General features: G+C 61.1%; 12 protein-coding genes, 3 tRNA genes and 1 riboswitch. Of the genes, 2 read left to right on the plus strand and 13 right to left on the minus strand.

The window, feature by feature from the left end:
• Nucleotides 1-266 precede the first annotated feature (266 nt).
• Nucleotides 267-752, plus strand: a complete 486-nt coding sequence (locus L4G42_RS01090) for a DUF4124 domain-containing protein (RefSeq protein WP_237250530.1) — start codon at nucleotides 267-269, stop codon at nucleotides 750-752.
• A gap of 41 nt (nucleotides 753-793) precedes the next feature.
• Here L4G42_RS01090 and L4G42_RS01095 read toward each other — a convergent pair.
• The 7 genes from L4G42_RS01095 to ltaE all read right to left on the minus strand — a co-directional run bounded on the left by L4G42_RS01095 (nucleotide 794) and on the right by ltaE (nucleotide 6808).
• A tRNA-Arg gene (locus L4G42_RS01095) sits at nucleotides 794-870 on the minus strand.
• Between the two features lie 139 nt (nucleotides 871-1009).
• Nucleotides 1010-1086: transfer RNA gene (locus L4G42_RS01100), tRNA-Arg, on the minus strand.
• 107 nt (nucleotides 1087-1193) lie between these two features.
• Nucleotides 1194-1284, minus strand: a tRNA-Ser gene (locus L4G42_RS01105).
• A gap of 62 nt (nucleotides 1285-1346) precedes the next feature.
• Nucleotides 1347-1535 carry a carbon storage regulator CsrA gene (gene csrA, locus L4G42_RS01110; RefSeq protein ID WP_002554426.1) on the minus strand — a complete coding sequence of 63 codons (189 nt, stop codon included), beginning with the start codon at nucleotides 1533-1535 and terminating at the stop codon, nucleotides 1347-1349.
• Between the two features lie 181 nt (nucleotides 1536-1716).
• Nucleotides 1717-2949, minus strand: a complete 1233-nt coding sequence (locus tag L4G42_RS01115; RefSeq protein ID WP_237250529.1) for an aspartate kinase — start codon at nucleotides 2947-2949, stop codon at nucleotides 1717-1719.
• Nucleotides 2950-3039: 90 nt separating this feature from the next.
• Entirely contained in the window at nucleotides 3040-5661 is a 2622-nt protein-coding gene (alaS, locus tag L4G42_RS01120; RefSeq protein ID WP_237250528.1) for an alanine--tRNA ligase, read from the minus strand.
• Between the two features lie 142 nt (nucleotides 5662-5803).
• A complete protein-coding gene (gene ltaE, locus L4G42_RS01125; RefSeq protein WP_237250527.1) occupies nucleotides 5804-6808 on the minus strand; it encodes a low-specificity L-threonine aldolase in 1005 nt (334 codons plus the stop codon).
• A 183-nt stretch (nucleotides 6809-6991) separates the two neighbouring features.
• Nucleotides 6992-7151, plus strand: a riboswitch (FMN riboswitch).
• Nucleotides 7152-7277: 126 nt separating this feature from the next.
• Here ltaE and L4G42_RS01130 point away from each other — a divergent pair.
• Complete coding sequence (locus L4G42_RS01130) at nucleotides 7278-7772, plus strand: 6,7-dimethyl-8-ribityllumazine synthase (protein ID WP_237250526.1); 495 nt, start codon at nucleotides 7278-7280, stop codon at nucleotides 7770-7772.
• A 186-nt stretch (nucleotides 7773-7958) separates the two neighbouring features.
• On the opposite strand, the gene astE is transcribed toward L4G42_RS01130, so the two are convergent.
• From astE to aruF, 6 genes are all read right to left on the minus strand, one after another.
• On the minus strand, nucleotides 7959-8966 hold the full coding sequence (gene astE / locus L4G42_RS01135) for a succinylglutamate desuccinylase (protein WP_237250525.1): 1008 nt from the start codon (nucleotides 8964-8966) through the stop codon (nucleotides 7959-7961).
• 20 nt (nucleotides 8967-8986) lie between these two features.
• Nucleotides 8987-9280: a topoisomerase II gene (locus L4G42_RS01140; protein ID WP_237250524.1), complete on the minus strand. Its 294-nt coding sequence runs from the start codon at nucleotides 9278-9280 to the stop codon at nucleotides 8987-8989.
• A 76-nt stretch (nucleotides 9281-9356) separates the two neighbouring features.
• Nucleotides 9357-10703: an N-succinylarginine dihydrolase gene (astB, locus tag L4G42_RS01145; protein WP_237250523.1), complete on the minus strand. Its 1347-nt coding sequence runs from the start codon at nucleotides 10701-10703 to the stop codon at nucleotides 9357-9359.
• Nucleotides 10704-10855: 152 nt separating this feature from the next.
• The gene (astD, locus tag L4G42_RS01150) at nucleotides 10856-12325 is read right to left on the minus strand and encodes a succinylglutamate-semialdehyde dehydrogenase (protein WP_237250522.1); all 1470 of its coding nucleotides are present in this window, start codon (nucleotides 12323-12325) and stop codon (nucleotides 10856-10858) included.
• A complete protein-coding gene (gene astA / locus L4G42_RS01155) occupies nucleotides 12322-13347 on the minus strand; it encodes an arginine N-succinyltransferase (RefSeq protein WP_237250521.1) in 1026 nt (341 codons plus the stop codon). Before astA ends, astD begins: the two co-directional genes overlap by 4 nt.
• 122 nt (nucleotides 13348-13469) lie before the next feature.
• Nucleotides 13470-14501, minus strand: coding sequence for an arginine/ornithine succinyltransferase subunit alpha (gene aruF, locus L4G42_RS01160; protein ID WP_237250520.1), 1032 nt, complete (start codon nucleotides 14499-14501; stop codon nucleotides 13470-13472).
• Nucleotides 14502-14618: the final 117 nt, after the last annotated feature.

Genomic DNA, 14618 nt, shown 5'->3' on the forward strand with positions numbered 1-14618 from the left:
TGATTGGTGAAACTTAGTGTTGAGTTGCTACTGGGTAAGTCCATGGAGGTAGTCCACAAGCCCCGGCGGGGCTGACGGGCGCAATCATACACCGCCTGCCGTGACGGGAGGCTAAAAATTCAACGTGAAACAATCGGTTGCAACACAACGTTAACCGCTGTCCGAGTCACTGATATCACCCCGTCATATCCGGTGAACAAAACCCGCTCGCCGTGAGAAATCCTCATCGCTACCCTTGCCGGACATTGGTCAGGGAGGACGTTGCGATGCCGCTGAACACTGAAAAGCTCTTCATCACCCTGCTGCTGTTTTTGCCACTCGGCGCAGGCGCCACCACGGTCAATCGCTGCCAGGATCAAAGCGGCAGCGTGACCTTCACCACACTGAGTTGCCCCAGCGGGCAAGCCACAACGCCACAGGGTATCAACCCAGCATCGGGCATGAGCGTTGCGCCCCCTCCCCCCGCTTCAAAAGTGGACACGCCGCAAGATCGAAAAAGCCGGGAAGTGGTGGTTGTGGGTCAGCGCGACGACGGTTGCGGAAATATCCTGAGTGCGGAGCAGCGCCGCAAGGCGATCATCAATCAGCAGACACCAACGGGGATGACCAAACGCGACGTGGAAAGCTTGCTGGGTCGACCGGACAAGATCATCAGCCGTAACGCTGAAGTGCGGTATGTGTATGACGAAAAGAAGGGACGCAGCAGACAGGTGTCATTCGATGAACACGGCTGCGTAAAAGGCAAACGCTAGAAAGCAAAAAGCCCGCATTTTCATGCGGGCTTTTCGTTTTATGGTGCACTCGACAGGATTCGAACCTGTGACCGCTCGGTTCGTAGCCGAGTACTCTATCCAGCTGAGCTACGAGTGCAGATGGCGCTTTTTAAACCAGTTCACCTCTGGCCGTTGCGTTTTACTTCTGGAAGTGAGTGGTGCTTCCGAAGACCTGTTGAAGCCAGGCTCTTTCTAACTTAAGACTGTTATTCGTATCACTACAAACAACGCTTAAATGGTGCACTCGACAGGATTCGAACCTGTGACCGCTCGGTTCGTAGCCGAGTACTCTATCCAGCTGAGCTACGAGTGCATTTGTTGCCGCGCATTATAGGCCGTCAAATCTCTTGGTCAAGCACTATCTCTAGTAAATTCAACAACTTACCGATCAAGCCAGATTACAACGTACTACGCAAATAATGGCGGAGAACGGGGGATTCGAACCCCCGACACCCTTTTGAGGTGTACTCCCTTAGCAGGGGAGCGCCTTCGGCCACTCGGCCAGCTCTCCGCAACACGGGGCGTATAATAACCACCCTTTTCCCCGTTTGCAAACCAAAAATTCAATAAAAATTAATGGCTTGGTTCTTCGTCCTTCTCTTTCTTTATACGCAGGTAAATCTCTTCGCGGTGAACGGCCACTTCCTTGGGCGCATTGACCCCAATGCGTACTTGATTGCCTTTGACACCGAGCACGGTCACGGTGATTTCACCATCACCAATGATCAGACTTTCGGCGCACCGGCGAGTCAGAATCAGCATACCTATCTCCTTACGGCTTACATTCAAGGGACTACAGTCTGCACAGACAAACGGCATGGGCCCGAACCGAAAGCGGCCTCAGGTCTATGCCTCAGTATCGACCAGCGCCGGAAAAAGAACAGTTTCTCGCGCACATTCACTACCAGGAGGCGCGGCCGAAACCGCGCCTCCTGCACAAGGCTTATTCGCCCTGACGCGGTGCGTCGAGTTCGAAGGCGGTGTGCAGCGCGCGCACGGCCAGCTCCAGGTACTTCTCTTCGATCACCACCGAGACCTTGATTTCAGACGTCGAGATCATCTGGATGTTGATGCTCTCCTTGGCCAGCGCTTCGAACATGCGGCTCGCAACACCGGCGTGGGAACGCATGCCGACACCGACGATGGAAACCTTGGCAATCTTGGTATCGCCAATAACTTCGCGCGCGCCGATTTCACTGGCCGTGTTCTGCAGAACCTGCAGCGCTGCCTGGTAATCATTGCGGTGTACGGTGAAGGTGAAATCGGTGGTGTTATCGTGCGAAACGTTCTGCACGATCATGTCGACTTCGATGTTCGCGCCACTGATCGGGCCGAGAATCTTGAACGCAACGCCCGGGGTGTCTGGCACGCCACGGATGGTCAGCTTGGCTTCGTCGCGGTTGAAGGCGATGCCCGAAATGATCGGCTGTTCCATGGATTCCTCTTCATCAATGGTAATGAGGGTGCCTGGCCCCTCTTTGAAGCTGTGCAGTACGCGCAGCGGGACGTTGTACTTGCCGGCGAACTCGACCGCGCGGATCTGCAGGACCTTGGAGCCTAAGCTCGCCATCTCCAGCATTTCTTCGAAGGTGATCTTGTCCAGACGCTGGGCCTGCGAGACAACGCGCGGGTCAGTCGTGTAGACGCCATCGACGTCGGTGTAGATCTGGCACTCATCGGCTTTCAACGCCGCTGCCAGCGCCACGCCAGTGGTGTCGGAACCGCCACGACCCAGGGTCGTGATGTTGCCGTCTTCGTCGACGCCCTGGAAACCGGCGACCACCACCACACGACCGGCCTTCAGGTCAGCGCGAATTTTCTGGTCGTCGATTTGCAGAATACGCGCCTTGTTATGGGCGCTGTCGGTCAGGATGCGGACCTGATTACCGGTGTACGAAACAGCCGGCACGCCACGCTTGATCAGCGCCATGGCCAGCAGAGCGATGGTGACCTGCTCGCCGGTGGAAACAATGACGTCCAGCTCGCGTGGCACCGGCTGATCGCTGATCTGCCGGGCCAGTTCGATCAGGCGATTGGTTTCGCCGCTCATGGCCGAAAGCACGACCACCAGATCATCGCCCGCGTCGCGGAATTTCTTGACCTTCTCGGCCACCTGTTCGATGCGCTCTACCGAGCCCACCGAGGTGCCGCCAAACTTTTGTACGATTAAAGCCATCTCAAAGCCGCCTCAGCCCATGAAGGGCGCCCGTTATCATTCAAACCGCGAAGCGCCGGAACCCGAATGACGGGCCCCGGGTGGGTCGACTTAAATACCTTGTTCGGCGAACGGAACAGCCAGTGCCAGCGCTGCTTCCAGTCCGGCAGCATCAACACCGCCGCCTTGCGCCATGTCAGGACGACCGCCGCCTTTACCGCCTACAGCGGCAGCCGCTTGCTTCATCAAATCACCGGCTTTGAGTTGGCCAGTCAGGTCTTTGGTGACGCCTGCCACCAGGACGACCTTGTCTTCATGCACCCCGCCGAGCAGGATCACTGCGCGGCCAAGCTTGTTCTTCAATTGGTCAACCAGGGCCAGCAGCGCCTTGCCATCCTGACCGTCGAGACGGGCAGCGAGAACCTTGACGCCTTTGACGTCCACTGCCGAGCCCGACAGATCGTCGCCCACAGCACTGGCCGCCTTGGCCTGCAACTGTTCCAGTTGTTTTTCCAGCAGACGATTGCGCTCCAGTACCGCCGACAGCTTGTCCAGGACGTTGTCGCGATTGCCTTTGACCAGGTTCGCTGCTTCCTTCAGTTGTTCTTCAGCAGCGTTCAGGTACTCCAGTGCCACGGCACCGGTCACCGCTTCGATACGGCGCACGCCTGCGGCCACACCGCTTTCGCTGATGATCTTGAACAACGCGATGTCGCCGGTACGGTTGGCGTGAATGCCGCCGCACAGCTCGACCGAGAAACCGCCGCCCATGCTCAGCACGCGGACGCTGTCGCCGTACTTCTCGCCGAACAGCGCCATGGCACCCTTCTGCCTGGCGGTCTCGATGTCGGTTTCTTCGGTCTCGACGGCAGTGTTCTTGCGCACTTCGGCGTTGACGATGTCTTCAAGCGCCTTGATCTGCTCGGGCTTGATGGCTTCGAAGTGGCTGAAGTCGAAACGCAGGCGCTGACTGTCGACCAGCGAGCCTTTCTGCTGGACGTGATCGCCCAGCACCTGACGCAACGCGGCGTGCAGCAAGTGGGTGGCGGAGTGGTTCAACGAAGTGGCCTGGCGTACTTCGGCGGCGACGTCGGTGCTGACGGTGGTCCCGACTTTCAAGCTGCCCGACACTTGAACACCGTGGTGCAGGAACGCGCCGCCGGTCTTGGTGGTGTCGCTCACGTCGAAGCGCACATCGCCGTCGGCGGTCAGGTAACCGCTGTCGCCGATCTGGCCGCCGGATTCTGCGTAGAACGGGGTCTGGTCGAGGATGACCACACCGTCCTCGCCTTCGCTTAGTTGCTCGACCGCGATGCCGTCTTTATAGAGCGCGACGACCTTCGCTTCGCCTGCGGTAGCTTTGTAGCCGGTGAACTGCGTGGCCACGTCAACCTTGACCAGGCTGTTGTAGTCCATCCCGAAGGAGCTGGCGGAACGCGCGCGTTCACGCTGGGCGTCCATCTCACGCTCGAAACCTGCCTCGTCGAGGGTCAGGTCGCGTTCGCGGGCGATGTCGCCGGTCAGGTCCATCGGGAAACCGTAGGTGTCGTACAACTTGAACACCACGTCGCCGGGGACGACGGTGCCCTTGAGTTCGGCGAGATCCTGCTCGAGGATCTTCAAGCCTTGCTCCAGAGTTTTGGCGAACTGTTCTTCTTCAGCCTTGAGCACGCGCTCGATGTGCGCCTGCTGGGTTTTCAGCTCGGGGAAGGCTTCGCCCATTTCGACGACCAGTGCGGCGACGATCTGGTAGAAGAAGCTGCCCTTGGCGCCCAGCTTGTTGCCGTGACGGCAGGCGCGACGAACGATGCGACGCAGCACGTAGCCACGGCCTTCGTTGGACGGCAGTACGCCGTCGGCAATCAGGAAGCCGCACGAACGGATGTGGTCGGCGACGACTTTCAGGGACGCCTGGTTGTCGTTGCTGCAACCGATGGCTTTTGCAGCAGCAGCCAGCAGGCTCTGGAACAAGTCGATTTCGTAGTTGGAATTGACGTGTTGCAGCACGGCGCTGACGCGCTCAAGGCCCATGCCGGTGTCGACCGACGGGGCTGGCAGCGGGTGCAGAACGCCGTCGGCCGTGCGGTTGAACTGCATGAACACGTTGTTCCAGATCTCGATGTAACGGTCGCCGTCTTCTTCCGGAGAACCCGGCGGGCCACCCCAGATGTCGGCGCCGTGGTCGTAGAAAATCTCGGTACACGGGCCGCACGGGCCGGTGTCGCCCATGGTCCAGAAGTTGTCGGAGGCGTATGGCGCGCCCTTGTTGTCACCGATGCGTACCATGCGCTCGGCCGGCACGCCGATTTCCTTGGTCCAGATGTCATAGGCTTCGTCGTCCGAAGCGTAGACCGTGACCCAGAGTTTTTCCTTGGGCAGGTTCAGCACGCCGGTGAGGAAGGTCCAGGCGTAGGTGATCGCGTCGCGCTTGAAATAGTCGCCGAAGCTGAAGTTGCCCAGCATCTCGAAGAAAGTGTGGTGACGCGCGGTGTAGCCGACGTTTTCCAGGTCGTTGTGCTTGCCACCGGCACGCACGCACTTCTGGCTGCTGACGGCGCGGGTGTAGGCCCGTTTTTCCTGACCGAGGAAGCAATCCTTGAACTGGTTCATGCCTGCGTTGGTGAACAGCAGGGTCGGGTCGTTGCCCGGGATCAGGGAGCTGGAGGCGACTCGAGTGTGGCCTTGCTCTTCGAAGAAGCGAAGGAAGGCTTCACGGATTTCTGCGCTTTTCATAGGTTCTTCCACGGAAACTGCGGCCTGGCACATGCATAGCGTCATTCGACGCAGCGACGGCAAAGGGCCGCATTATATAGGCGTTGTACGCTCGGTACAGCGTGTTATTCGATAGAAACCGGCAATCGGGCTGATCACCCGATCAGCGAACGCCGAATTCGGCAAATGCCGCAACCACCTTGTCCAGATGCGCGGCCGTCACATCGAGATGGGTGACCATGCGCAACCGCGGCGCGGCGCTTAGCACGATACCGCGCTCGGCACACAGGGCGTTGAGCGCCTGAGCGCGATCGCCGATCCGTACGTAAACCATGTTGGTCTGCACCGGCTCGACGTCAAAACCGAGGTCCGCGAGCGTTTTGCCCAAGGCCGTGGCATTGGCGTGATCGTCGGCCAGGCGCTCGACCTGATGCTCCAGCGCGTACAACCCCGCAGCAGCAAGGATGCCGGCCTGACGCATGCCGCCGCCGACCATCTTGCGCAGACGCCGGGCCTTTGCGATGAATTCGCTTGAGCCGCACAGCACCGAGCCGACCGGCGCGCCGAGCCCTTTGGACAAGCACACCGAAACTGAATCGAAGTGCCGGGTGATCTCCCGCGCGTCCACGCCCAGTTTGACGGAGGCGTTGTACAGGCGAGCGCCGTCGAGGTGCAGGTTAAGGCCTTTTTCGCGGGTGAATGCCCGGGCCGCCGCGAGGTACTCCATGGGCAGGACCTTGCCCTGCATGGTGTTTTCCAGGGCCAGCAACCGGGTGCGGGCAAAATGAAAGTCGTCGGCCTTGATGGCGGCGCAGACCTGATCCAGGTCCAGCGATCCGTCCGCCTGGTTGTCGAGGGGCTGAGGCTGGATCGAGCCGAGCACCGCCGCGCCGCCGCCTTCGTATTTGTAGGTGTGCGCCTGCTGGCCGACGATGTATTCGTCGCCGCGCTCGCAGTGGGCCATCAGTCCGAGCAGGTTGCTCATGGTGCCGGTCGGCACGAACAATGCGGCGGCAAAACCAAGTCGCTCGGCGAGCCACGATTCCAGCCGATTGACCGTCGGGTCTTCGCCATACACGTCATCGCCAAGGGGCGCGCTGGCCATGGCGTCGCGCATGCCGGCCGAGGGTTGAGTCACGGTGTCACTGCGCAGATCGATAACCGCCACGATGAAGCTCCCACTCATTAGGGTCGAACCGCAGTTCTGAGGTCCGGGGCATCGATAATCAAGGCTTGGGACAGGAATGCCAAGACGCCTTATAAGAAAAGCTGATGAAAACCATCAAAAAGGCCCCAAGCGAATCCCCGGAATCTATGTTACAAACTGCACGCCGACGGTAAATGCCGTTGGCAACGTTCTCAGGGCGGGGTGCAATTCCCCACCGGCGGTAATGGCGCGCAATGCGTCTAGCCCGCGAGCGCTTGCAGCGAGCTTACCCTCGATGCAAGGTCAGCAGACCCGGTGTGATCCCGGGGCCGACGGTCATAGTCCGGATGAAGAGAGAACGGGACTGGCACAACAGGATCGTTTCGAGACGAGTCCAGGCGCTTGGCGTCGCGGACGGTTTCGCACGTACACTGGCATCCCATTCGATCCAAAACGCCCTGTTTTTTTCATTAAACAGGAGTCAGAACACATGCAACCTACCGCCATTCACGCTCACGAGCGCATCGCCTTCATTCAAGCCTGCTGGCACAAGGAAATCGTCGATCAGGCGCGCAAGGGCTTTGTCGCCGAGATGGCGCAACACGGTTACGCCGAGACCGACATCGATTTCTTTGAAGTCGGCGGCGCGTTCGAAATCCCGCTTCACGCCAAGTTGCTGGCCAAGTCAGGTCGCTACGGAGGCGTCGTGGCTGCCGGTCTGGTGGTCGACGGCGGTATCTACCGTCACGAGTTCGTCGCGCAATCGGTGATCAGCGCGCTGATGCAGGTTCAGCTGGAAACCGAAGTGCCGGTGTTCTCGGTCGTGCTGACCCCACACCACTTCCACGCCGGTGAAGAGCATCAGAAGTTCTTCTTCGATCACTTCGTGCACAAGGGCCAGGAAGCAGCAAAGACCTGCGCGGACACGCTGTCCAAATTGCGTGCAGTGCGTCGGGTTGGTGAGGTGCAGAAAGCGGCGGGTTGATTTGCATCCGAAGATCAAGATCAACTGCTTCCCGGCTGAAGCCGGTCCTACAGACCTACCGCGTTCCCACTGTAGGACTGGCTTTAGCCGGGAAGAGGCCGGTTTGATCGCCACGCATTTCATTGAATGCTGGCGCTGCCCTTAGTGGGACCGGCTTCAGCCGGGAAGAGGCCAGCATGACCGCCATCAGGCCAGCGTCTCGTCCGTCGCCGGCACGATCAGGATCCCGGCGCGCAGCCCGTTTTTGACGTTCGGATTGGGGAAGATGATCCGGGCGCCCTCTTCTTCTATCACACAGCGTGAATCGGCCAGGTCTTCGGCCAGCACGTAGCCTTTTTCCAGTTCCGTGAAGTTCTCGATGTCCGCCGGCAAGTTCAGGCGGAAGGCGTCGCTGTGCTTGATGATCTCCCGGGCCACGCTGAACAGCTGCAACCCGTTCAGGTCCGCAGGCTCATCGGCTTCGGTGCCGGCGATCAGGTGTTCGAGGCAGGACCTCAGCTTGTCGAGATTGACCTGTTGGTTCTGGCCGAACGGGCGCGCCTTGCCCAGTTCCAGGGTGAAGGCTTCGGCCTCGAGCTTGTCGTAGGTGTAGGCACTGAACACGATCGACGACTTGTTCTGCAGCAGCACCGCTTCCATGCCGGCAGTGCGCAGCCGGGCGAGTTCGCGGCGGGAATGAGCGCGACCTTCCTTCCACGGGTACAGCGCGAACTGCTCGATCTTCGAGCCGCGAATCGCCGTGTGCAGGTCGTAGTGCAGGCGGTAGCGGTCCGGAATGTTGAAAAAGCTCGCGGCCAGACGTTCGAGTTCGCAGGCGCGCAAGGCTTCGCTGCCGCCGCTGTGCTCGTGGCGGCCGTTGAACAGCCGGTTGACGTCCTGCTCGACGTAGCGCTCTCCGCGACGCATCGCTTCGGGATTGCCGAACAGGAACAGAATACGTGCGCGAGGCTTGAGTTCGCCCCGGGCGATGGCGTGAATCAGCGCGTCGAGCAGCTCGATCGGCGCGGTTTCATTGCCGTGGATGCCAGCGGACAACAGCAGGTCGGTGCCATTGTCCCGCGCTTCGGGAGGCCGGACTTCCAGCGCCCCTTCAGCGAGCCAGCGCATGCGAACGCCGTCGACGGTCAGCTGAGTCTTTTCTGCGGGTTCGCGACCCGCGAGGGTCAGTTCAAGCAGTTTGCCGAGGGCGAGCATGGGGAGCTTCCTGCGCAGGCTTAGTCGTGGGTGCAGTCTGGGCCGTGCACGTGGCCGTCTTCATCGTCGCCGCTCATGTCAGCCGGTTCCATTTCCAGCTGCAGGCTGACCAGGTTGGTCGCCAATGGACGCAGCAGCAGGTTGGCGTATTCGGCATCGCCTTCTTCGACGTCGACGCCGATCAGCAACTGGCCACGGCCGTCCTGCTGAATCCAGACCTCTTTGCCCTGCCAGATAACAGCAAGACGGGTGCAGGACGTTTCCAGCTGAGTGCCGTCGGTGTCTTCAAGGATCAAACGCAGCGCGTCGGTCATGGCAAAACTCTCTCTGTAAAAGCAAAAACATGGTCGCCTGACGCCGCTTGGGCGCAGGCGTAACGGATGGAGTGCATCAGTTGATCTGGAAAGGATAGACCGCGCCCAGTTGCAGGTGCTGCGTCAGCTCATCCAGCGCCGTGCGGCATTCGGTCAGCAATTGCGGATCGGCCAGATCACTGTCGCTCATGCGGTCGCGATAGTGCTTGTCGACCCACTGCGTCAGTGTGTCGTACAGCGGCGCGGTCATGATAACGCCTGGATTGACCGCCGCCAGTTCGGTTTCATTCAGCGCCACGCGAAGACGCAGGCACGCCGGCCCGCCGCCGTTTTGCATGCTCTGCTTGAGGTCGAACACCTTGACCTCGCGGATCGGGCTGTCGTCCGCCAGCAGACGTTGCAGGTAATTCCACACGCGCTCGTTGCTGCGGCACTCTTCCGGCACGATCAGCAGCATCGAACCGTCGGCGCGGGACAGCAACTGGCTGTTGAACAGATACGAACGCACCGCGTCTTCCACGGCCACTTCACTGCGCGGCACGCAAATGGCCTGGAAGCGACCGCCGCGTTGACCGAGTTTGTTGTGCAGCTCGGCGAGCATGGGCTCGGTATTGAGGAACGCATCCTCGTGATAGAACAGGACTTCGCCGTTGCCGACCGAGATCACGTCGTTATGGAACACGCCCTGATCGATCACTGCCGGGTTCTGCTGGGCGAAGACCACGCCCTCGGCGCTCAGGCCATGCAGACGTGCAACGGCCTGGGAGGCTTCAAGCGTCTGCCTCGCCGGATACTTCTGCGGCGCGGGGACACGGCTGTCGAACGCGGCGCGGCCGTAAACGAAAAACTCGACGCCGGGCTCCCCGTAGCTGCGGCAGAAACGCGTGTGGTTGGCCGCGCCCTCGTCGCCGAACTGGGCGACGGCAGGCAACGCCGCGTGGTGGGCGAAATGCTGCTGATCGGCAAACATCGCGCCGAGCACACGGCTGGTGGTCGGGTGCTCGATGCTGCGGTGATACTTGCAGTTGAGGTTGGCGGCGGTGAAATGCACGCGGCCGTCGGCGGTGTCGGCGCTCGGACTGACGGTGGCGGCATTGGCTACCCACATGCTCGACGCCGAGCAGCTGGCGGCCAGCAGCGGCATCGACTCTTTGGCGGCGCGCTCGATGACCTGTGCGTCGTTGCCGCTGAAGCCAAGCTTGCGCAGACCGGCCACGTCGGGACGTTCCTGCGGGGCCAGCACGCCCTGGGTGAAACCCATCTCCATCAGCGCTTTCATTTTGGCCAGCCCCTGCAAAGCGGCCTCGCGCGGATTGGAGGATTGCTGGCAGTTGTTCTGGGACGCGACGTTGCCGTAGGACAGCCCACCGTAGTTGTGGGTCGGGCCCACTAGACCGTCAAAGTTGACTTCACAGGATTTCATCGGTGAGGCTCCGTGGATCTGTTTTTATGTGCACATTCTTCGACGTGCGCTGAACGACCTGTAGGAGCGCGCTTGCCCGCGATTGCGTCGTGTCAGTCGACGAATCAGGCGCAGACCCACCTCGTTCGCGGGCAAGCGCGCTCCTACAGGGCTCACTTCAGGGTGATGCCGGGCGTCAGGCTGGCAGGCAGTGCCAGGGTTTCCGTCTCCAGCGACGCCACCGGGTACGCGCAATAATCCGCCGCGTAGTAGGCGCTGGCACGATGGTTACCCGAGGCGCCGACCCCGCCGAACGGTGCGGTACTGGCCGCGCCGGTCAACTGCTTGTTCCAGTTGACGATGCCCGCACGGCTCTGCAGCCAGAACTGCTGGTAGCGCGCCTGGGAATCCGACAACAGCCCCGCCGCCAACCCGTACTGCGTGGCGTTGGCCTCTTCGATTGCAGCGTCGAAGTCAGCGTATCGAATGACCTGCAGCAGCGGGCCAAACAATTCCTCATCCTCACGATCAAACACGTCACTGACGTCGATGATGCCCGGCGTCAACAGCGCCGATTGCGTAGCGGGCTGGGTCATTTCAAGCAGGGCAACTGCGCCGTTGGCCAGCATCACTTCCTGGGCATCGAGCAGCGCACGCGCAGCGGCAAGGGAAATCACCGAGCCCATGAATGGCGCCGGCTGTTGATCGAACGCGCCGACCTGAATGGTCGAGGTCACCTCCACCAGCCGCGTCAGGAATGCATCGCCCCAGGCACCTTCGGGCACCAGCAGACGACGAGCGCAGGTGCAGCGCTGGCCTGCGGAAATAAAGGCCGACTGAATCACGGTGTAGACCGCAGCATCGACATCGGCGACCTGATCGACCACCAGCGGGTTGTTGCCACCCATCTCCAGGGCAAGAATCTTGTCCGGGCGGCCGGCGAACTGTTGATGCAGGGAGTTGCCGGTACGGCTGGAACCGGTGAAGAACAGCCCGTCGATGCCTGAATGGCCGGCCAGTGCGATGCCGGTGTCCCGCGCGCCCTGGAGCAGATTGAGCACGCCCGCGGGCAGGCCGGCTTCGATCCAGCATTGCACGGTCAGCTCGGCGACTTTGGGGGTCAATTCGCTGGGTTTGAACACCACGGTATTGCCCGCCAAAAGCCCCGGGACAATGTGGCCGTTCGGCAAGTGACCCGGGAAATTGTAAGGACCGAACACCGCCACCACGCCGTGGGGCTTGTGCCGCAGCACAGCGGTGGCGTCGCCCAGCGGGCCGCTCTTCTCGCCGGTCCGCTCGCGGTAGCTTTGAATGGAGATCGCGACCTTGTTGGCCATGCTGGTCACTTCTGTCGCCGATTCCCATAGCGGCTTGCCGGTTTCTTCACCAATGCAACGGGCGATTTCATCGGCGCGGTTCTTCAGCGCAGCGGCGAAGCCTTCGAGCACGGCAATGCGCTCGTCCAGGCTGCGCGTCGCCCAGGCCGGAAACGCCTGACGGGCCGATTTGACCGCCGCATCAACCTGTTCAGCCGTCGCGCTTTGGCCCGACCAGATGACCTGCTGAGTCACCGGGTTAAGTGAATCGAACGCGTCGCCTTTCCCATCCTGCCAGGCACCGGTGATATACAAGGTGTTCATCAAATACTCTCCCGAGCGGGCGACAGTGGCACGGCGCGAACCTGATCACCGGCGCTGAGGCGCAAGCGCTTGGCCGTCTGCGGGTCAACCACCAGGGTGCCGGCGGCAAAACGCGCAGGCGCGGCGGTCACGCGGCAGTCTTCACGTTTACGATTGTGGATAAGGAATGGCGTTGCGTCGTCGCCCGGCGTGCCGACCGCCAGCACCAGCGCCTGGCTGTCGCGGACTGCGCGGATCTTGCTGGTCTCACACTCGATAGCCGGGCCGGCGTCGAAAATATCGACGTAACCCTGATAGCTGAAGCCTTCGGCCTTGAGCATGGCCAGCGCCGGTTCGGTGCTGACGTGTACGCGGCCAATGACCTCGCGCGCCGCCTCCGACAGGAAGCAGCTGTACAGCGGAAACTTCGGCATCAGCTCGGCAATGAACGCGCGGTTGCCGACCCCGGTGAGGTAGTCGGCCTGGCTGAATTCCATTTTGAAGAAGTGCCGGCCCAGACTTTCCCAGAACGGCGAATGACCCTGCTCGTCGGAGATGCCGCGCATTTCAGCGATGGTCTTGGTGCCGAACAGCTCCGGGAATTCGGCGATGAACAGCATCCGCGACTTGGACAGCAAACGGCCGTTGAGGCCATTGCGGTAGTCGGCGTGGAGGAACAGCGAACACAGCTCGGAATTGCCGGTGAGATCGTTGGCCAGGAACAGCGTCGGAATCTCGCGATAAATGTTCAGCTCTTGGGAAGCGCTGACTGTCAGGCCCACCCGGTAGTTGTACCAGGGCTCGCGCAGGCCTACGGCCCCGGCGACGGCGGAAATGCCCACGACTTTTTCGTCGTCATCCTCGAGCACGAACAGGTAGTCAGCGTCGCCCCGCCCGGCCTCGCCACGGAAGGTTTTCTCGGCCCAACCCATCCGGTGCGCCAGACGCTCTTCATTGGCCGGCAGCGTGGTCAGGCCAGCGCCTGTACTGCGCGCCAGTTCGATCAGCGCCGGAAGGTCACTGCTGCGTACGGGACGAACGATCATGCTTTCTCCTCAAGCCGGTGGTTCTGCAACCCCCGGCGAACTCGCTAACCTGCATTACGGCGTCGGCGTGCTACTGCAGCGCCCATCGCCGTCAACTCATCTCGCCACACTTGACCCGGCTGTCAGACCGCGACGATGCGCACGCTGGCGCCTTCGCCGACGCCCAGCGCTTCTGCCGCGGCCAGGCTCAGGGCCACCGGCTTGCCGGGCACCCAGTCCAGTTCGAGCATCACCGCGCGGTAATCCTGCAACTGACCATTGGAAACCAGATAAGGCCGCCCGCCTTTGACCGCATCACCGGTGCTGACCGTGTCGACCTTGACCGGCACAACGCGGCTCTGGGCGATCGAGCGAATGCCGGACACCCGCGCGTGCAGGGTCGGCCCGCCGTCAAAGATGTCGATGTAATGATCGGTCTCGAAGCCTTCGCGCATCAGGATGTCGAAGGTGATCTGCGCGCGCGGATGGACCTGGCCCATGGCTTCCTGCGCTTCATCCGGCAGCAGCGGCACGTAGATCGGGTAATGGGGCATCAGTTCGGCGAGGAAGGTCCGGCTTTTCAGCCCGCACAGGCGTTCGGCTTCGGCGTAGTTGATGTCGAAGAAGTTGCGGCCGATGGCGTCCCAGAAGGGTGAGTCGCCGTTGTCGTCGCTGTAACCGACGATCTCGGTGACCACTGAATCGGCGAAGCGCTCGGGATGGCTGGCGACGAACAACAGACGGCCGCGAGAGTTAAGTTCCGACCACAGCGTGCCGACCAGTTCAGGCAGCACGTAGAAGCTGGTCAGCAAGCTGTTGCCGGTGAGGTCGTGGCACTGCGAGAGCACGTGAATCTTGTTGTGGATCTTCAGTTCGCGGGAGGCGTGGACGAAAGTTTCGTTGCGAAAGCTGTAGAACGGCTCGGAATAGCCCGCCGAGGCGACGATCCCGGAACAGCCCACCAGACGACCGGCTTCGGTGTCTTCGAGGACAAAGAAGTAGGTTTCTTCACCGTTAAAACTGACTTCCGCGGCGAACGACGCTTCGGACGCGGCAATCTTGTCACCCAGACGTCCAACGTCATCCGGCAGGGACGTGACACCAATCGGGCTGTCTGCCGCGAGTCGTTGAACCTCGCTCAGATCCGCCATTTGCGCGGGGCGCATCACCAGCATGGTGTCACTCCTTGAGAAAAAAATCGGGCCGGTTTAACGGCAAAAAATAAAAATATCCGGCAGGACTGCGATCCGTAGGAGCCGGATTGCTGGCGAATGCGTCGGGTCAATCGACAT

This window comes from Pseudomonas petrae (assembly GCF_021728295.1).
Classification (GTDB): Bacteria; Pseudomonadota; Gammaproteobacteria; order Pseudomonadales; family Pseudomonadaceae; genus Aquipseudomonas; species Aquipseudomonas petrae.